The following is an 18,494-nucleotide window of genomic DNA, read 5'->3' as shown; positions in this document are numbered from 1 at the left end:
TCAATCAAAAGAAATGAGGTATTGATCATGACAGTAAATATTCACGTAGATTATAAAAAAGTTTTCAAGGATTCAGAAAAGATTTTTTCTACATACGGTAAGTAGGTAGAATATCTATTTTTCATTACCCCTCCTTTCATAATCCTGATGAAAAATAGTAAACCAGTCGAGATTTAATCTCGGCTGGTTTTTGTTTATCCTTCTAGATACTCTTTTAGTTCTTGGCCTGAAAGTCCTGCATTGAGAGCAATAAGGAGTTTAAGACGGGCTTTAGGAGCATTTAGCTCTTTAACGAAATAAATACCTGCTTCGTGAAGTTGCACACCTCCACCTGAGTAGGCATAGACAGGTTCAGCTATACCATTGAAACAGCGGGATACCAAGGCAACAGGAATTCCTTGATTGATAAAATAGGTTAATTTTTCAGCGACTTCCTGAGGCAGGTTGCCTGCCCCGAAAGCTTCAATGATCAAGCCATCAAGACGGTTGCAATCAAGCATATCTAGTAATTCAGTCTTCATGCCAGCATAAGCAGGGATGATAGGGACAAAACCGGTGATCTTGTCTAAGTCAAAACGAACACGTGGCTCAGCTGTCTTAAAATATAGAACCTCTTGTTTCATGATAAGTCCAAGGGGGCCGTGGGTTGGAGTTTGGAAGGTGCTGACATTTGTGGTATGAGTCTTGGTAACGTATTTGGCTGCGTGAACTTCATCATTCATAACGACTAAGACGCCCTTGCCGTGAGCCTTCTGGTCAGCAGCTACACGCAAGGCAGAAAGGTAATTATAGACCCCGTCGCTACCTAGCTCGTTTGAACTACGCATGGCACCTGTGAGGACGACTGGGATGTCAGGGATTTCCATAGTGTCTAGGAAATATGCTGTTTCTTCAAGGGTATCGGTCCCATGGGTAATGACGACTCCATCAAAATCCTTAGAAGAGGTTTTGATTTTTTTATAGAGTTGAAGCATATGTTCTGGTGTCATATGGGGGCTAGGGATATTGAAAAAATCGAGAGCCGTAACTTGGATACCTTCCAAGGGGACGGTAACATGATTCATAGGATTTTCGTCGTTTGTTACGACTTTACCAGTTCCATCAGCCTGCATAGAAATGGTGCCACCAGTATGCAATACCAATATTTTTTTGTTCATAGATGAGCTTCTTTCCAAATTGTGTTATAATTTATTTTATCATAAAAGGAAAGAATAAGAAGTATGGAAGTAAAAGCTGTTTTTTTTGATATTGATGGTACCCTGGTCAATGACAGCCGAACTGTCCTCAAATCAACAGAGCAGGCTATTCAGAGTCTGAAAGAACAAGGTATTTTTGTCGGTTTGGCCACAGGAAGAGGTCCCTTTTTCGTCCAATCTTTCATGAAAGATTTGGATTTGGATTTTGCAGTTACCTATAATGGCCAGTATATATTTTCAAAGGAAAAGGTCATTTCTGCGACCCCTATTGATAAGTCTAGTCTTCGAGAAATCATTGATTATGCCAAAAAGCATAAAAAGGAAATTGCTCTTGGGACAGAAACAGATATGGTTGGCAGTCATATTATGCGCTTTGGCATGAGCAAATTCTCTCAGTGGAGCAGTCGCTTTGTGCCTAAAGGTTTTACTCGTTATATTAGTCATGGCTTTAATAGGGTTGTTAGTAAAGCTCTTCCACAACAGAAAAAAGATTTGTTGGATATTTCGCGAGAGCCCATTTATCAAGTGGTGATGTTGGCTACACCTGAAGAAACTCAGGCTATGGAGGAATATTTCCCAGATTTGAAGTTTACTCGTTCTAGTCCCTATGCGGCAGACATCATCAATGGGGATACCTCAAAGTTGCAGGGTATTGCGCGTGTAGGAAAAGAATATGGCTTTGATATTAACCAAGTGATGGCTTTCGGCGATTCAGACAATGATCTTGAAATGTTGTCGGGAGTAGGCATGTCGATTGCAATGGGAAATGGAACCAGTAAGGTTAAAGAAGTGGCCAAGCATACAACGACTAGCAATAGTCAAGATGGGATTCATAAAGCTTTGGAGCATTTTGGGATTTTGGCAAGCGAGAAAGTCTTTACTAGTAGTGACCATCATTTTAATAAGGTTAAAGAATTTCATGGAGTCATGGATAAGAAGACCCAGGAAGAACCAATCGCATGGATGCCTGAGGGAGCTCGACACCGGGCAGCCTTTAAACTAGAGGAACTAGTGGAATTTTTACGCGCTTCAAGTAGGTCAGAAGAAGAGTTTGAAGAAGCTGTTGTTCATATGCATGAAGCCTTAGATAAGGCTGCTACCAAGGTTAAGGGAAAGAGTCCGGCAGAAATTTCTTTAGTTGGTCAAGTAGATGCCTTGATTGACACACTTTACTTTACTTATGGAAGCTTTGTTTTAATGGGGGTAGATCCAGAACGCCTTTTCACAATTGTCCATCAAGCCAATATGGGTAAAATTTTCCCTGACGGTAAGGCCCATTTTGATCCAGTAACTCATAAAATTTTAAAGCCGGATGATTGGGAAGAGAAATATGCGCCAGAACCAGCCATTAAAGAGGAATTAGAAAGGCAGATAAAAGCCTACGAGAAAAATTGTGGTTCCAAAGAAAAAAACTGAGATCAACTCAGTTTTTTTATGTCTAAAACAAAATCTCTATAAGGTTTTTTCGCTATCACGGACAACGAGCAAGTCAACTTTAGCATGGCGTAGGATATACTCAGATGAAGAACCGACCAATAAACGTTCGAAAGCATTGAGCCCTGTTGCTCCAACCATGATTAAGTCAACCTTTTGTTCATCTGGAATTTCTGTTGCTAGTAAAGTTTTAGGATTTCCAAGTTCAACTACAGTAACAACATCACCAACACCAGCCTCACGAGCTTTCTTTTCATAGCCTGCGACTAATTTCTTTGCATCTTCCTGTAGTTCTTCATATACTTCAGCATCAAATGTTGATACACTTTGAAGAGCGCGAGTATCAATAACATGAGCAATGGTTAAGCGAGATTTGTTTCTAAGGGCAACATTAACCCCTTTTTCAAATGCCAATTCTGCTTCACGGGAACCGTCAATTGCAACTAGAATATTTTCATATTTTTGTAACATAAGCCTACCTCCATAAAGATGCTAAGAAAGTTTCAGCAGTTTAGGAACCTGTCGAAAGAGATAGATAAAGAAAGCCTAGCTTTCGACTTGAATTCTATTTCATAAAATATGAAGATTGTTTTAAGAGTTCTAATCCTTGCTGAAAATTCTCTTATATTTATATTGTAAACCTTTTCATGAAAGAAGTAAAGCAATTTTCGGTAAGAAGGGGAGAAATTCTCGTTAAAAAATGAAAAGAAATCAAGGCTCAAATAGCTGAACGAAGAGCAAAGAGCTTCCCTTACAGGAATTTATAATCATTTTTTCTATCAATATTTTTGTGATATTTTTTGGATTTTTGAGAAAAATTGAGTTATAATAAGACGATTGATTGAAACGAGGAGTTCAAAATGAAAGAATACAATAAATCTGTCAAACTAGAGCATGTAGCATATGATATTCGTGGCCCAGTTCTCGAAGAAGCTATGCGCATGCGAGCGAATGGTGAACGGATTTTGCGTTTAAATACTGGAAATCCAGCTGAGTTTGGCTTTACTGCTCCAGATGAAGTCATTCATGACTTGATTATCAATGCTCGTAGTAGTGAAGGCTATTCTGATTCTAAGGGATTGTTCTCAGCTCGGAAGGCTATTATGCAATATTGCCAGCTCAAAAATATTCCTAACGTTGGAATTGAAGACATTTACCTAGGAAATGGTGTCAGTGAGCTGATTGTAATGTCTATGCAAGGCCTGCTAGACAATGGAGATGAAGTTCTGGTTCCTATGCCGGATTATCCATTGTGGACAGCGGCAGTAAGCCTAGCGGGCGGAAATGCAGTTCATTATCTTTGTGATGAAGAAGCGGATTGGTATCCAGATATTGATGACATTAAATCAAAAATTACTTCAAACACCAAAGCTATTGTCGTTATTAATCCAAATAACCCAACAGGAGCCCTGTATCCAAAAGAAGTATTGGAAGATATTGTTGAGATTGCCCGTCAGAATGATTTGATTATCTTCGCAGACGAGATCTATGACCGTTTGGTTATGGATGGTGAGAAGCATACGGCTATTGCAAGTCTAGCACCCGATTTGTTCTGTGTCAGCATGAATGGTTTGTCAAAATCTCACCGCATTGCAGGTTTCCGGGTCGGCTGGATGGCGCTATCAGGTCCCAAAAAGCATGTTCAAGGCTATATTGAAGGTCTGAATATGCTGTCTAATATGCGTCTTTGTTCCAATGTTCTTTCCCAACAGGTAGTTCAAACTTCATTGGGAGGACATCAGTCTGTAGACGAGTTATTGTTGCCAGGCGGTCGTATCTATGAACAGCGTAACTTCATTTATAAAGCTATCAATGACATCCCGGGTCTTTCTGCAGTCAAGCCAAAGGCAGGACTATACATTTTTCCTAAGATTGATCGCGAAATGTATGAGATCGATGATGATGAGCAGTTTGTTTTAAATTTCTTAAAACAAGAAAAAATTCTGCTAGTTCATGGCCGTGGCTTCAATTGGAAGGATCCTGATCATTTCCGGATTGTATATTTGCCACGTGTGGATGAATTGGCCCAAGTGCAAGAAAAAATGACTCGTTTCTTGCAACAATACCGGCGCTAATTAAGTTAATAAAAGTGAAAAGAAGAACGAAATGTTCTTCTTTTTTTGTTGTTTAAATGGAATAAGGCTAAATTACTGTATCAGATGGTTTCTAAATTAACTTTTTAAGTTAAATAGTTCTAATTTTAAAATTGTTAAAAAAATGAAATAAATGACATAAAAGCAGATCTAAAAAAATGGGAGTGGAAATTATGTTTGTTTTTATCAAGTTTTCGTATATTTTTTATGTAACATTTTAATGACAAAATTTTCGATTCTCTTGTTTGAAGTCCAAATGAACTGGGTACCTACTTTTCTGTCAAATCTAAAGATGGTAGAATAATTCCATCATTATTTTACTAATGATGAAAAGATTTAAACACAAAGGAGAGTTTTTATGTTTAAAAAAATGCTGAGTGCATTTTCTGTTGGTGCCCTTGCTTTGTCTTTGCTCTTTGCCAAAGAGGCCAAAGCAGATCAAGTGACAGGAGGCAAGCCGGCGCCAGAAGATACGATTGATCAAGGGACAAATACCCAAGCTGTTTCAGCAGTTAATAAGGCTGAAGTTGATGCTGCTAAAGACAGCTTAGATCAAAAGAATGAGCAGGTCAAAGAAGAGGAAGCAGCGGTCAAGGAAGCGGAAAAATCCGTAGAAACTGCCAAAGCGAATGCTGAGCTGGCAAAAGAGGCAGTTAAAACTGCTGAAGAAGGGACTCAAGCATCTTCTGCAACTAAAGAAGCGGCTAGAGAGGCTGTAGCTAATCAAACGGAAGCCGTGAAGGAAGCAGAAAAAGTAGCTCAAGCAAGTCAAACTGAACTGGATAAAAGTCAGAATCAGGCAAACTCTCAAGCTCAAAAAACTCAAGAGGCTAAAGAAGCTCTGAAAAAAGCAGACGAAAAGGTTAGTCAAGCTCAAGCTGATTTGGAACGAACTCAAAAGAGTCAAGAGGGATCGAGTGCAGAAGTTTCTGCAAATCTTGAACAAGCAAAAGCAGATGTAGCCAATAGTCAGGCTGCAGTCAATAAAGCACAGGAGGAAGTGAACAAGGCTGAGCAATCAGATAGTCAGCGTCAAGAAAAAATTGATCAGGCTGTTTCAAATAAAGCTCAGGCAGACTCTGATGCTGAAAAGGCTAAACAAACTTTGGATAAAGCAAGTTCTCAGGAAGCTGAAGCTCAAGCTAAGCTCAGTCAGGCACAGGCAAATTTGGAAGCAGCCCAGGCTACTGAAAATGACAGTCTGAAACCTTCTGTTTCTAACAACAAAAACAGGCTTTACATGACGCCGGAGTATATTGCCGCATTGAAACAGTTGGCTGATCCAAATACACCGCAATCTCAAATCAGTCAGATTGAAGCAACGTTGACAGCAGTTAACGATAAGGCCAAATCTTACAATAACTACATAGCAGATCCGAATGATAGCACTAAAATGTATGATACCAATAATATTCCTTATGAGGTTCGCAGAGAGTTATCGCAGTTTGCTTCAGAATTAATTAACCAATTGCGTGCTCAAATGGGAACGGGTGAAACCTTACTAACTCCATCATCTTTAGAGTTTGCTGACAAGGTTTCCCAAGCATACAGAAATGACAATTGGAACTGGGATTTGATGAATCGCTATCACCATGATACTTGGGGGATAAATCGGGTGGCTCGTGAATATGGATTGGTCACGACCACTTCTGAGCAAGAGCAACAAGGGCTTCAATACTACGAAAATGCCTATATCTGGCGAGCTAATACAGCTCAGATGAGCGTGGCAGATATGAAGCGAGACATCTACTTCTCTCTTGTTGAATTTATGTATAATGGCTATGAATGGGTCCATGCCAAATCAATTTCTGGTCTTAATACAGGAAGCCAGAAAAATTATCTAGGCGTTGATTTTTCGATGGAGAGCGATATCACGGTAGCCCATTTCACTATGGTTTCCGAAGATCAAGTTAAATATGCGACAAAAAATAACTTTGATGCTACACCTTTAACAGCCAGTGGAAATTCTACTTCTAGTGATCCGCAAGCTTTAGCCCAGGCTCAGGCAGCCTATGATCAAGCTAAAAGCGCTCATGATCAAGCGCAAGCAGAAAAAAGTACTGCTCAAACTGCTTATGACCAAACTATAACTGCGGTGCAAGTGGCGCAAAAACAATTAGATGAAGCCAAGCAAGCGCCTCTAGAACTTGCAACTGCCCAAGCCGCCCTAGCTACTGCTAAGCAGGAATTAGAAAAGAATCAAGAAAAATTATCTAAGGCTCAAGAGGCACTGAATCTTGCGAATTCGGATCAGGCAGATAAGGCAGCTGCCCTCTCAAAAGCTCAAGAGACCTTGTCGGCTGCTCAGGCCGCCCAAGCTGTAGCCAGAGATAGACTAGCTCAAGAAGAAAAAGCGTTGGCTCAGGCCAATCAGGCTTTGGATCAAGCTCGAACCAAGCGTGATGCCGCCCAAGTGGCAGTTGCTCAAGCTCAGACTGCTTTGGATCAAGCCCAAAAGAATTTAGCAAACCTGCAGGATGCTCAAACGAATCTGGAACAAGCTCAAGCCAATCTGGCAGCAGCTGAGAAGGATTTAGCTGATAAGACAAGCGATCTAGCAGCTAAACAGCAGACTCTATCAGAGCTGAAAGCTGCTCAGGCCCAAGCAGAGAAACTCTATAACCGTTTAGCTGCTCAAATCCAAGCTCAAGAGAAACAAAAACGCGATGATCACTATCGAAATATTTTGGATCAGACAGAGAAGCACTTGAATGGCTCTGTCCAGTCTAATCCAAGCGTGGAAATGCAGACGCAAGAACCTAGCCCAGATCCGCTAGTGAAAACGAAAGAGGAGCCGATTGTTAAAGGAGTTGCTACTCGCAAAGCGCCTGCTAACAGAGTGGCATCGACGTCATCAGACCCTGGTGAAAATCATTCCATGCAGACGTCTGTAGGCTCTTCAAAATTGCCAAATACTGGAAGCAGACTTTCGGTCTGGGCGATGATGAGCGGAATTCTCGCTTTGGTATCTGGTTTTGCATTGCTGGTCTGGAAGCATAAAAAAGAGAGTAAAAACTAGATTTTTTGAAAAAACTATAGATATAGCAAACAAGATAATAGGCCGGAAGTTAGGGTAAGTTAAAACCCTAGCTTCCTTTTATCTTTCAAAAAAAGAAGCGTTGAAATCCCAATAAATTTAAATCAGGACCTCGCGCTGTTTTCAAAAATATGTTGGTTTTGAAGGAACTAAAATCGTTCGCTGGATAAAATGTAAAGAATTATTATTCAATAGGCAATTTTCAGATAATTATTGAAATTTCTGTCAATTTATGATATAATCAATCGGACTAAATACGAGGTGGCTTATGGCACATTTATTAGAAAAAACAAGAAAAATTACATCTATTTTGAAGCGCTCTGAAGAGCAGCTTCAAGAAGAGTTGCCATACAATGACATTACAAGACAGTTGGCAGAAATTATGGACTGTAATGCTTGTATTGTTAATAGCAAGGGACGTTTGTTGGGTTACTTTATGCGGTACAAAACAAACAATGACCGTGTAGAGGCCTTCTACCAAACTAAAATGTTCCCAGATGATTATATTCGTTCTGCCAATTTAATTTACGATACAGAGGCTAATTTGCCAGTCGAGCATGAATTATCCATCTTTCCGGTTGAGACACAGTCGGATTTTCCAGATGGTTTGACAACCATTGCACCTATTCATGTTTCAGGGATTCGTTTGGGATCTTTGATTATTTGGCGAAATGACGAGAAATTTGATAATGATGATTTGGTCTTAGTAGAAATTTCAAGTACCGTTGTGGGCATTCAGTTATTGAATTTCCAAAGAGAAGAAGATGAAAAGAATATCCGTCGTCGTACAGCAGTGACAATGGCAGTAAACACTTTGTCTTATTCAGAATTACGGGCTGTTTCGGCCATTTTAGGAGAGCTAAATGGGAATGAAGGCCACTTGACAGCTTCTGTCATTGCTGACCGTATTGGAATTACGCGGTCTGTTATTGTCAATGCCTTGCGTAAGCTAGAGAGTGCTGGGATCATTGAGAGCCGGTCTTTGGGAATGAAAGGGACCTATCTGAAAGTGCTGATTCCAGATGTTTTTGAGGAAATTAAAAAGAGGGACTACTGATGGCAAAAGCGCTAATTTCCATTGATTATACAGTTGATTTTGTAGCAGATGAGGGTAAATTAACTGCAGGAGCGCCTGCTCAGGCAATTTCTGAAGCCATTGCCCAAGTAACTGAGGCGGCCTTTGAGCGTGGAGATTATATCTTCTTTACTATTGATGCCCACGATGAGAACGATGCCTTTCATCCTGAAAGCAAGCTTTTTCCACCCCACAATATCAAGGGAACTAGTGGTCGAAACTTGTATGGGCCTTTGGCAGATTTCTATGAGAAACATAAAGGAGATTCACGGGTCTTTTGGATGGATAAGCGTCACTATTCGGCTTTTTCTGGGACGGATTTAGATATTCGCTTGAGAGAAAGACATGTAGATACGGTCATTTTGACAGGAGTCTTGACGGATATTTGCGTCTTGCATACGGCAATAGATGCCTATAATTTAGGCTACCATATCCAAGTGATAGAGCCGGCTGTTGCTTCGATTTCAGAGGAAAATCACAAATTTGCCCTCAATCACTTGCAAAATGTACTAGGTTCGACTATAATAGAAACAATTTAAAAGTAAAAGAGAAGCAGAGTAGGTTTGTTAACTTGCACAGAGAGCGCTGGAAGTTGAGAGCAGCGCCAAGAAGACAAAATCCGAAGAACATGTTTCATAATCTTTTGTGTGATAAAGCGCAAACGTTGCTCACGTTACGAGCTTAGAGGCTACCTTCTTAGGTGGCAAATAACAGTGGTACCACGGTTTTCGTCTGTTTTTCAGAGGAAGCTGTGGTTTTTTCTATATCTCTAAGATTTTATTCAAAATAGAAAAAAGTTATATCTAAGGTTTTTTGATCAACCAACAAGGAAGCCGGCAATGGATTTCTATAATGATTTGGTGGGCTATTGGTATGGGAAATCAAGAATATAGAAAAAGAAATTTTTACGAAATGAGAGTATAAAGAAAGAGGAAGAGATGAAAGAAATTTTTATCGGAAACTATGGTTTAGAGCAAGTCGGACAGACTATGACAGCACAAGGCTGGGTGGCCAATATCCGCAATCACGGTAAGCTGGCCTTTATTGAGTTGAGGGACCGTGAGGGCTTGCTTCAGGTTTTTGTTAGCGGTGAAATTGAAGATTTTGCTAAGTTGGAAGAAATCGGCAAGGAAGATCTTATTGCAGTGACTGGACAAGTAGTTCAGCGTGAAGAGCGTTTTGTTAATAAGGCCATTAAGTCTGGTCAGGTAGAGCTGAGGGCTGAAAAGATTGAAGTCATTGCTAGTAGCAAGGCCCTGCCTTTTGAGCTAGATCAGCATGCCCATACAGGGGAAGACCTGCGTCAGAAATACCGCTACCTGGACTTGCGCCGTGAGAAGATGACACATAACCTTAAAGTTCGTCATCAGGTCACCTCAACTATTCGAGAATATTTGAATGGTTTAGACTTTTTGGAAGTGGAGACGCCTTATCTGACTAAGTCAACTCCTGAAGGTGCTAGAGACTTCTTAGTTCCTAGTCGGATCTTTAAAAATCAATTTTACGCCTTGCCACAGAGCCCGCAGATGCTCAAGCAGTTACTGATGGGAGCTGGCCTTGAGCGCTATTATCAGATTGTTCGATGCTTCCGTGACGAAGACTTGCGAGGCGATCGTCAGCCAGAGTTTACCCAGGTGGATTTGGAGTTGAGTTTTGCCAGCGAGGAAGAAATCCGCGCTTTAGTTGAAGCTATGCTCAAGGCTGTTGTTAAGAAGACTCATGGTTTAGAGTTGACAGAAGATTTCCCAACTATCAGCTATGAAGAAGCTATGAGTCGCTTTGGCTCAGACAAGCCGGACACACGCTTTGGTTTAGAGTTGAAGAGTTTAACGGATTTGTGCCAGTCCAATGACTCTCTTCTCATCAAGAAAGCCTTGGATAACCAAGAGGAAGTGATGGGAATCTGTGTGCCAGATGCAGCCAGTGCTTTTAGTAAGAAACAACTGAGTCATTACTATCAGGAAATGAAGGAATTTGGCTGCAGTCGTTTTGCCAATCTCAAGGTTGAAAATAGTCAGTTGGTTGGTGATTTGGCTAGCACCTTTGAGGCTGAAAGTCAGAAGTTACTGGCGCGTTTTGAGGCTAAGGATGGAGATCTCATCCTGCTAGTCATGGCCAAGAAGCGTCGAGCACAGGAAGCTTTGGGACATCTACGTTTAGAAGTTGCAAAAGCTCTGGATTTGATTGACGCAAGTCTACTTCATTTTCTCTGGGTTGTCGATTGGCCACTGCTGGAGTGGAATGAAGACCAAAACCGCTATCAAGCCATGCACCATCCTTTCACACAGGGAATCTTTGAAGAAGGCCAAGAGCCTGGTCAATTCCGCAGCCATGCCTATGACATCGTCTTGAATGGCTATGAAATTGGCGGAGGAAGTCTGCGGATTCATGACCGGAAGGCTCAGGAAGCTATGTTTGAGCTATTGGGTATGAGTCGAGAAGACTATGAGCGGGACTTTGGTTTCTTCCTGGAAGCCTTGGAATACGGATTCCCGCCACATGGTGGTTTAGCTCTAGGATTGGATCGTTTAGTTATGATCTTGGCTGGAGAGCAAAATATCCGCCAGGTCATCGCCTTTCCAAAAAATGGTACAGGCTTTGATCCTATGCTGGAAAGTCCGAGTCTGGTTGACCAAAGACAGGTAAAAGAATTGCATTTGGAATTGAAGAAATAGAGCCAAATATGGTAAAATGAAATGATGCGAATTCCTGAAAGATAGCAGGAATAAGCCCAAGAAAGGAGTTAGTGGATGCTAAACAAATCGGTGTCCGCTAGCTTATGAAATCAAACGTGAGCTAAGCTCTGGAAATAAAGAACTCATCTCAAATTCTTATTTTCAGTCGCTAAAACTCACATATTCTACGAAAGGAATCAGAGATGAAGATTACTCAAGAAGAAGTAAGTCATGTAGCTAAGTTGTCAAAACTGGCTTTCTCACCAGAAGAAACAGCTGAGTTTGCAACGACCTTGTCTAAGATTGTTGATATGGTTGAATTGCTTAATGAAGTAGATACGGAGGGTGTACCTTTCACTTCCAATGTGGCTGCTAATATCAACTATATGCGAGAAGATGTGGCACAGCCAGGCTGGAATCGGGAAGAGCTTTTCCAAAATGTACCTGAAAAAGAGCGGGGCTACATCAAAGTGCCTGCCATCCTAGATGACGGAGGAGATGCCTAATGACTTTTAATCACAAGACCATTGAAGAGTTGCATGATTTGCTGGTCAAGAAAGAAATTTCTGCGGTAGAGTTAACTCAGGCAACTTTGGCGGATATTAAAGAACGTGAAGGAGCTGTAGACAGCTTCATTACTGTTAGCGAAGAGGAAGCTTTGGCTCAGGCTGCGGCTCTAGATGCCAAGGGCATTGATGCTGACAATCTCATGAGCGGAATTCCGCTGGCGGTTAAGGACAATATCTCAACCAAGGGAATTTTGACGACGGCTGCCTCTAAAATGCTCTACAACTATAAGCCGATTTTCGATGCGACCAGCGTAGAGAAGCTTTACGGTAAGGATATGATTATCGTTGGGAAGACCAACATGGACGAGTTTGCCATGGGTGGTTCTAGCGAAAACTCTTACTTTAAGACGACTAAGAATGCTTGGGACAGCAGCAAGGTTCCTGGTGGATCATCTGGTGGTTCAGCGACAGCTGTTGCCTCTGGTCAGGTCCGTCTATCACTGGGTTCTGATACTGGTGGTTCTATTCGCCAGCCTGCTTCCTTTAACGGTGTAGTCGGCCTCAAGCCAACTTACGGACGGGTTTCCCGTTTTGGTCTCATTGCTTTTGGTTCTTCTTTAGACCAGATTGGGCCTTTCTCTCAAACGGTTAAGGAAAATGCACAGCTTCTGAATGTTATTTCTGGTAATGATCCTAAGGATTCTACATCATCACAAGAAGCAGTGCCAGATTTTACCAGCAAGATTGGCCAAGACATCAAGGGAATGAAGATTGCCCTGCCTAAGGAATACATGGGTGAGGGAATTGACAGCAAGGTCAAGGAAACGATTTTAGCAGCGGCGAAGCACTTGGAAAGCTTGGGAGCTATCGTTGAAGAAGTTAGCCTGCCTCATAGCAAGTACGGTGTGGCTGTTTACTATATCATTGCTTCCTCTGAAGCCAGCTCTAACCTGCAACGTTTTGACGGTATTCGCTATGGCTACCGCGCAGAAGGCATTGAAAATCTAGAAGATGTCTATGTCAAATCTCGCAGCGAAGGCTTTGGTGAAGAGGTGAAACGTCGGATCATGCTGGGTACTTTCAGCTTGTCATCTGGTTACTATGATGCTTACTTCAAGAAAGCTGGTCAGGTTCGGACCTTGATTATGCAAGATTTTGCTAAGGTTTTTGAAACATATGACTTGATCTTAGGTCCAACTGCACCAACAGTAGCATATGACTTGGGCAGTCAAAACCAAGATCCAGTGGCTATGTATCTGGCTGACCTTTTGACCATTCCAGTCAATCTGGCTGGCCTACCTGGCATTTCAATCCCAGCTGGCTTTGCAGATGGTCTTCCTGTTGGCTTGCAGCTGATTGGTAACCACTTCGATGAATCGACTATCTATCAAGCAGCCGCAGCATTTGAAGCGACGACTGACTACCACAAACAGCAGCCAGTTATCTTTGGAGGTGAAAAATAATGAACTTTGAAACAGTTATCGGACTGGAAGTCCATGTTGAATTGAAGACCAATTCAAAGATTTTCTCACCAGCTCCAGCTCACTTCGGTGAGGATCCAAATGCCAACACCAATATCATTGACTGGTCCTTCCCAGGTGTCCTGCCTGTTATGAATAAGGGTGTCATTGACTATGGTATCAAGGCTGCTCTGGCCTTGAACATGGATATTCACCAGAAGATGCACTTTGACCGCAAAAATTACTTCTATCCGGACAATCCAAAAGCCTATCAAATTTCTCAGTTTGATGAGCCGATTGGCTACAATGGCTGGATTGAAATTGAGCTAGAAGATGGCACGACCAAGAAAATCCGTATCGAGCGGGCCCACTTGGAAGAAGATGCTGGAAAGAATACCCACGGCAGTGATGGCTACTCTTATGTGGACCTCAACCGCCAAGGGGTGCCTCTGATTGAGATTGTATCCGAAGCGGATATGCGCAGTCCAGAAGAAGCTTATGCCTATCTGACTGCCCTCAAGGAAATTATCCAGTACACGGGCATTTCTGATGTCAAGATGGAAGAGGGCTCCATGCGGGTTGACGCCAATATTTCTATCCGTCCTTACGGCCAAGAAGAGTTTGGTACCAAGACTGAGCTGAAAAACCTTAACTCCTTCAACTTTGTCCGCAAGGGTCTAGCGTTTGAGGAAAAACGTCAGGCTGAAATCCTACGCAGCGGTGGCCAAATCCGTCAGGAAACTCGTCGTTATGACGAAGCAACTGGCGAAACTCTGCTTATGCGGGTTAAGGAAGGTTCAGCGGACTACCGTTACTTCCCAGAGCCTGATCTGCCTATCTTTGAGATTGAGGATGCTTGGATTGAGCAAGTACGCGACAGTCTACCAGCCTTTCCAAAAGAACGCCGGGCTAAGTATGTGGGCGATTACGGTCTATCTGACTACGATGCTAAGCAGTTGACAGCGACTAAGGCTGTGTCAGACTTCTTTGAAGCAGCTGTTGCCGCAGGCGGTGACGCCAAGGCTGTTTCTAACTGGCTCCAAGGAGATGTGGCACAATACCTCAACGCTGAAGGTAAGACCATCTCTGAGATTGAGCTGACGCCTGAGAACCTGACGGAGATGATTGACCTGATTGCAGACGGAACAATTTCCTCTAAGATCGCTAAGAAAGTCTTTGTCCATCTGGCTAAAAATGGTGGTTCTGCCAAGGAATATGTACAAAAAGCAGGCTTGATTCAAATCTCAGACCCTGCCCAGCTTCTGCCAATCATCCAAGAAGTATTTGCTAACAACGAAAAAGCTATCAATGACTATAAGGGCGGTAATAAGAATGCAGCCAAGTCCTTGATCGGTCAGCTCATGAAAGCAACCAAGGGCCAAGCCAACCCACAAGTAGCACAAAAACTGCTCAATGAAGAGTTGGAAAAACTATAGAAATAAGTAGAAACCAGTCGTGAGGCTGGTTTTTGTTGTGGAAAATAAAATATGCTAAAATATAAAAAAAGCATAGGAGCGATACAGATGAAACATCTCTCGAAACTGATTGTTCTGCTACTGGGTGGACTGTTAATAATGGTGAGTTTAGGAGCATGTGGAGAGAAAATACCAGAAAATCGTACAAAAGAACAGTACGAGTTGGAGAAGGAGTTTCAGCCACTGTTTGATTTTTTAGCGGAAGAAAAGAAAGATTTGTCAAATGTGAAATTATTTAGTAGTAAAATTTTTATGATGGATGAAAGTACTGGTAATAAAATATCAAGGAGTGTTTATTTACAACCTGATAATACGGGAGAGTACATAATTGAGCAAGAAGGACAAACTACGGAGTTTCCTGTTCATTACCATAACATGAAATTACAATATGATAAGGAGGTGTCTCAAGAGTATGATTTAGATGTTTTAAATCTGAAATTAGAACCTCAATTTTTTAAAAAGCTATCTGTTTTTGATGATATGGCCAAACATCCTGGTACAGGAATGAAAAGGATTGATTATGATATTGTAGATACTAGTAAATACTTTAATAATTTAAAAGAAAAGTATGGTTTTAAAAAAGATTGTTCAACTAATGTGGATGTGATGATTAATAGCAAAGGCCATTTTGAGCTGATATTAGAATTCTCTGACAAAGGACGATTACTTGTCATTACGAATTCAATCATGGTAGATCTGGAGTGATAAATGCTTAAACAGATGAATTAAATAAAGTGGACAATGCGAGAAAGTCATTTATTAAACAGAGATATTGAAGGACCTCCGCAAGTAGCACAAAAGCTGCTCAATGAAGAGTTGGAAAAACTATAGAAATAAGTAGAAAACCAGTCGTGAGGCTGGTTTTTTGCTTTTTCTTGAAATATCCGATATGATAGAATAGATAAAAATTAAAGGAGTTAGTTATGTCGGAAATTACAATTACGCGTGATACGGGTATGGTTGGTGTTGCTCAAAAAGTAGCGGTATATCTTAATGGTGAACTTGTACATAAACTTTCAAATAATGAAAGCAAAACTCTGTCATTTGAGGGAGACAGTATTGAGCTACAGGTTGGACAAAGTTTTATGAAGTCTCATAAAATTCAAGTAGAAAATGGCCAAAAGGTACTTGTTAAAGCTTCTGGAATTCGTGTTATGCTTGGAATTCTTGGGACTATCTTAGGCTTACCTTATTTACTTCTTGAAATAGAGGGTTAATATTTCCAAATTGCAGCAGGAGCGGAATTTAACAGTTTCTAAATCATAGAAAAAATCAGTCAAAAGTGACTGATTTTTTGTCTCTACTATGGTTATAACAAATAAAGTGATTTGATTAGAAGTATCAAATTTTTAAAATTAAAACTTTTTTCTGAGATTCTATTAATCATTTGACAAGAAAAATAAAAAGGCTTACAATTGAGCTGATCATTTATAAAGCGAGGTATGTTTATGGCAAAAATGAAAGCTGCTCGTTGGTATGGAGCTAAAGATGTTCGCATTGAAGAGGTGGACGTACCAGAAGTCAAACCTCATCAGGTCAAGATTGCGGTCAAGTTCACAGGAATCTGTGGTACTGACTTGCATGAATACTTGGACGGACCAATTTTTATTCCGACAGAAACAGAGCATGTCTACTCTGGACAGAAAGCGCCTGTAACCTTGGGACATGAGTTTGCTGGGGAAATTGTTGAGGTTGGAAGTGACGTAACACGGGTCAAAGTTGGCGATCGGGTAACAGTTGAACCTATTTTAGCTAAGCATAATCTTGTCGGTGATTACAATCTGGACCCCAATCTAAACTTTGTCGGTTTGGCTGCTGATGGTGGTTTTGCCAAGTACTGTGTTTTGGATGGAGACATTGTTCACAAAGTTCCAGATAGTCTTAGCTATGAGCAGGCAGCCTTGACAGAGCCTGCTGCTGTGGCAGTTTATGCAGTTCGTCAGTCAGCTCTTAAGACGGGCGATACAGCGGTTGTATTTGGTTTGGGACCAATCGGGCTCTTGATTGTAGAGGCTTTGCGGGCGGCCGGTGCCTCTAAGATTTATGGTGTCGAGTTATCTCCAGAGCGCCAAGCAAAAGCAGAGGAGCTTGGGGCCATCATTGTGCGACCAGAAGAAGGTGAAGATGTGGTAGCTGCTATCCAGCGTTTAACGGGTGGTGGAGCAGATGTGTCTTATGAAGTAACTGGGGTGCCAGTTGTGCTGGGACAAGCTTTGGCTTCTGTCCACAAGGCTGGAGAATGTATGGTTGTTTCTATCTGGGAACGAGAAGCTAGTATCAACCCTAATGAATTTGCCATTCAAGAAAAATCGCTTAAGGGTATTATCGCCTATCGGCATATATTCCCTAAGGTGCTGGAGCTGATGGAGCAAGGCTACTTCTCTGCGGATAAGCTTGTGACCAAGAAGATTAAGCTGGAGGATATTGTGCAAGAAGGCTTTATCGAGCTGACTCAGGATAAGGCTCAGATTAAAATTTTGGTGTCCCCTGAATAAATTTTGCTCAACTATGATATGAAAATCAGTCAAAATTGGCTGATTTTTATTTATGGTTTATGCTATAATAAACAAAGTAATAGGGGAGAAATTTAGGATGTCTAAGACAGTAAGAGGGACCATTTATACACTAGTGGCTGGGACAGCTTGGGGGCTGTCTGGAACGAGTGGCCAATATTTGATGGTGCACGGATTTTCTGCTCTGAGTTTGACCAACTTTCGCTTATTAGTGGCGGGTCTTGCTCTGATGGGGATGGCTTATTTTGCTGATCCCAAGTCATTTGGTCAGATCTGGAAGGACAAGCAATCACTCGTGATGATCTTTGTTTTTGCTTTGTTTGGTCTTTTTCTTAATCAATACGCCTATTTGGAGGCTATTCATGAAACAAATGCAGGAACAGCAACAGTGCTACAATATTTATGCCCTGTGGGAATTTTAGCCTACACCTGTATCAAAGACAAGGTTGCCCCAACAGTTTCTGAAGTATGCTCCATGTTTTTAGCGATTGGGGGGACTTTCTTGATTGCCACTCATGGTCAGCTCAATCAGCTTTCTATGACACCAAAAGGTTTGCTTATTGGTCTCTTTTCGGCCTTTACTTATTCGCTCTATATCCTTTTGCCCATTGATTTGATTAAGAAATGGGGCAGTATGTTGGTCATTGGAATTGGCATGACTATGGCGGGGATTTTGTTATTTCCTTTCAGTGGGCTTATTCAGCATCAATGGCAGTTTCGCCTGGATATTCTCTTTGCCCTGCTCGGTATTATCGTGATTGGAACGATCTTTGCCTACACCGTCTTCTTGAAAGGGTCAAGTTTGGTAGGGCCGGTAAAATCAAGCTTGTTAGCTTCAATTGAGCCAATTTCTGCTGTATTCTTTGCCTTTCTAATTATGCAAGAACATTTTTATGCCTTGGATTTTCTGGGAATGGGGATGATCCTAGCTGCCGTGATGTTGATTTCCTTGAAAGATTTATTCATTCAAAGAAAAAAAGGACTTTTATAAATCTATATCAAAAGACCGAGGCAAATGCCTCGGTCT

General features: G+C 41.4%; 15 protein-coding genes. 13 read left to right on the top strand and 2 right to left on the bottom strand.

Features of this window, described 5'->3' with window-relative positions; translation table 11 throughout:
- Positions 1-194 precede the first annotated feature (194 nt).
- A complete protein-coding gene (locus tag HMPREF3108_RS08080) occupies positions 195-1,157 on the bottom strand; it encodes an asparaginase (RefSeq protein ID WP_061601532.1) in 963 nt (320 codons plus the stop codon).
- Positions 1,158-1,220: 63 nt separating this feature from the next.
- Between HMPREF3108_RS08080 and HMPREF3108_RS08075 the strand changes: the two genes are divergently transcribed.
- Positions 1,221-2,612, top strand: coding sequence for a Cof-type HAD-IIB family hydrolase (locus HMPREF3108_RS08075; RefSeq protein WP_070494174.1), 1,392 nt, complete (start codon positions 1,221-1,223; stop codon positions 2,610-2,612).
- A 36-nt stretch (positions 2,613-2,648) separates the two neighbouring features.
- Here HMPREF3108_RS08075 and HMPREF3108_RS08070 read toward each other — a convergent pair whose 3' ends face one another.
- Entirely contained in the window at positions 2,649-3,101 is a 453-nt protein-coding gene (locus tag HMPREF3108_RS08070) for a universal stress protein (RefSeq protein WP_011999938.1), read from the bottom strand.
- Positions 3,102-3,490: 389 nt separating this feature from the next.
- On the opposite strand from HMPREF3108_RS08070, the gene HMPREF3108_RS08065 reads away from it, so the two are divergent.
- The 12 genes from HMPREF3108_RS08065 to HMPREF3108_RS08010 all read left to right on the top strand — a co-directional run bounded on the left by HMPREF3108_RS08065 (position 3,491) and on the right by HMPREF3108_RS08010 (position 18,458).
- Positions 3,491-4,705: a pyridoxal phosphate-dependent aminotransferase gene (locus tag HMPREF3108_RS08065; RefSeq protein ID WP_011999940.1), complete on the top strand. Its 1,215-nt coding sequence runs from the start codon at positions 3,491-3,493 to the stop codon at positions 4,703-4,705.
- A gap of 376 nt (positions 4,706-5,081) precedes the next feature.
- Entirely contained in the window at positions 5,082-7,742 is a 2,661-nt protein-coding gene (locus HMPREF3108_RS08060; protein ID WP_048778223.1) for an SEC10/PgrA surface exclusion domain-containing protein, read from the top strand.
- Positions 7,743-8,028: 286 nt separating this feature from the next.
- Complete coding sequence (codY, locus tag HMPREF3108_RS08055; RefSeq protein ID WP_008808441.1) at positions 8,029-8,817, top strand: GTP-sensing pleiotropic transcriptional regulator CodY; 789 nt, start codon at positions 8,029-8,031, stop codon at positions 8,815-8,817.
- Positions 8,817-9,374: a cysteine hydrolase family protein gene (locus HMPREF3108_RS08050; RefSeq protein ID WP_053794124.1), complete on the top strand. Its 558-nt coding sequence runs from the start codon at positions 8,817-8,819 to the stop codon at positions 9,372-9,374. Before codY ends, HMPREF3108_RS08050 begins: the two co-directional genes overlap by 1 nt.
- 399 nt (positions 9,375-9,773) lie before the next feature.
- Positions 9,774-11,510 (top strand): aspartate--tRNA ligase, encoded by a 1,737-nt coding sequence (gene aspS / locus HMPREF3108_RS08045; RefSeq protein WP_070494172.1) that lies wholly within the window; start codon positions 9,774-9,776, stop codon positions 11,508-11,510.
- Positions 11,511-11,713: 203 nt separating this feature from the next.
- Complete coding sequence (gene gatC / locus HMPREF3108_RS08040) at positions 11,714-12,016, top strand: Asp-tRNA(Asn)/Glu-tRNA(Gln) amidotransferase subunit GatC (RefSeq protein ID WP_005591696.1); 303 nt, start codon at positions 11,714-11,716, stop codon at positions 12,014-12,016.
- Positions 12,016-13,482 (top strand): Asp-tRNA(Asn)/Glu-tRNA(Gln) amidotransferase subunit GatA, encoded by a 1,467-nt coding sequence (gene gatA, locus HMPREF3108_RS08035; RefSeq protein WP_070494169.1) that lies wholly within the window; start codon positions 12,016-12,018, stop codon positions 13,480-13,482. Before gatC ends, gatA begins: the two co-directional genes overlap by 1 nt.
- On the top strand, positions 13,482-14,915 hold the full coding sequence (gatB, locus tag HMPREF3108_RS08030) for an Asp-tRNA(Asn)/Glu-tRNA(Gln) amidotransferase subunit GatB (protein ID WP_048778233.1): 1,434 nt from the start codon (positions 13,482-13,484) through the stop codon (positions 14,913-14,915). The genes gatA and gatB overlap by 1 nt, the downstream gene beginning before the upstream one ends.
- A gap of 51 nt (positions 14,916-14,966) precedes the next feature.
- Positions 14,967-15,659 carry a hypothetical protein gene (locus HMPREF3108_RS08025; RefSeq protein ID WP_048778235.1) on the top strand — a complete coding sequence of 231 codons (693 nt, stop codon included), beginning with the start codon at positions 14,967-14,969 and terminating at the stop codon, positions 15,657-15,659.
- A 218-nt stretch (positions 15,660-15,877) separates the two neighbouring features.
- Complete coding sequence (locus HMPREF3108_RS08020; protein ID WP_048778237.1) at positions 15,878-16,171, top strand: hypothetical protein; 294 nt, start codon at positions 15,878-15,880, stop codon at positions 16,169-16,171.
- A gap of 231 nt (positions 16,172-16,402) precedes the next feature.
- The gene (locus HMPREF3108_RS08015; protein ID WP_048778240.1) at positions 16,403-17,449 is read left to right on the top strand and encodes a 2,3-butanediol dehydrogenase; all 1,047 of its coding nucleotides are present in this window, start codon (positions 16,403-16,405) and stop codon (positions 17,447-17,449) included.
- A 97-nt stretch (positions 17,450-17,546) separates the two neighbouring features.
- The gene (locus tag HMPREF3108_RS08010) at positions 17,547-18,458 is read left to right on the top strand and encodes a DMT family transporter (protein WP_048778242.1); all 912 of its coding nucleotides are present in this window, start codon (positions 17,547-17,549) and stop codon (positions 18,456-18,458) included.
- The last annotated feature ends 36 nt before the right edge of the window (positions 18,459-18,494 follow it).

Origin of the sequence: Streptococcus sp. HMSC10A01, assembly GCF_001807785.1 — a bacterium.
Taxonomy (GTDB): domain Bacteria; phylum Bacillota; class Bacilli; order Lactobacillales; family Streptococcaceae; genus Streptococcus; species Streptococcus gordonii.
Note: the sequence above shows the minus strand (reverse complement) of the source record. Positions and strands in the feature narration are given on the sequence as shown.

Bases quoted from the DNA above. Each gene is read 5' to 3' on its own strand.
- HMPREF3108_RS08080 (WP_061601532.1), bottom strand. From the start codon at position 1,157: ATGAACAAAAAAATATTGGTATTGCATACTGGTGGCACCATTTCTATG.
- HMPREF3108_RS08075 (WP_070494174.1), top strand. From the start codon at position 1,221: ATGGAAGTAAAAGCTGTTTTTTTTGATATTGATGGTACCCTGGTCAAT.
- HMPREF3108_RS08070 (WP_011999938.1), bottom strand. From the start codon at position 3,101: ATGTTACAAAAATATGAAAATATTCTAGTTGCAATTGACGGTTCCCGT.
- HMPREF3108_RS08065 (WP_011999940.1), top strand. From the start codon at position 3,491: ATGAAAGAATACAATAAATCTGTCAAACTAGAGCATGTAGCATATGAT.
- HMPREF3108_RS08060 (WP_048778223.1), top strand. From the start codon at position 5,082: ATGTTTAAAAAAATGCTGAGTGCATTTTCTGTTGGTGCCCTTGCTTTG.
- codY (WP_008808441.1), top strand. From the start codon at position 8,029: ATGGCACATTTATTAGAAAAAACAAGAAAAATTACATCTATTTTGAAG.
- HMPREF3108_RS08050 (WP_053794124.1), top strand. From the start codon at position 8,817: ATGGCAAAAGCGCTAATTTCCATTGATTATACAGTTGATTTTGTAGCA.
- aspS (WP_070494172.1), top strand. From the start codon at position 9,774: ATGAAAGAAATTTTTATCGGAAACTATGGTTTAGAGCAAGTCGGACAG.
- gatC (WP_005591696.1), top strand. From the start codon at position 11,714: ATGAAGATTACTCAAGAAGAAGTAAGTCATGTAGCTAAGTTGTCAAAA.
- gatA (WP_070494169.1), top strand. From the start codon at position 12,016: ATGACTTTTAATCACAAGACCATTGAAGAGTTGCATGATTTGCTGGTC.
- gatB (WP_048778233.1), top strand. From the start codon at position 13,482: ATGAACTTTGAAACAGTTATCGGACTGGAAGTCCATGTTGAATTGAAG.
- HMPREF3108_RS08025 (WP_048778235.1), top strand. From the start codon at position 14,967: ATGCTAAAATATAAAAAAAGCATAGGAGCGATACAGATGAAACATCTC.
- HMPREF3108_RS08020 (WP_048778237.1), top strand. From the start codon at position 15,878: ATGTCGGAAATTACAATTACGCGTGATACGGGTATGGTTGGTGTTGCT.
- HMPREF3108_RS08015 (WP_048778240.1), top strand. From the start codon at position 16,403: ATGGCAAAAATGAAAGCTGCTCGTTGGTATGGAGCTAAAGATGTTCGC.
- HMPREF3108_RS08010 (WP_048778242.1), top strand. From the start codon at position 17,547: ATGTCTAAGACAGTAAGAGGGACCATTTATACACTAGTGGCTGGGACA.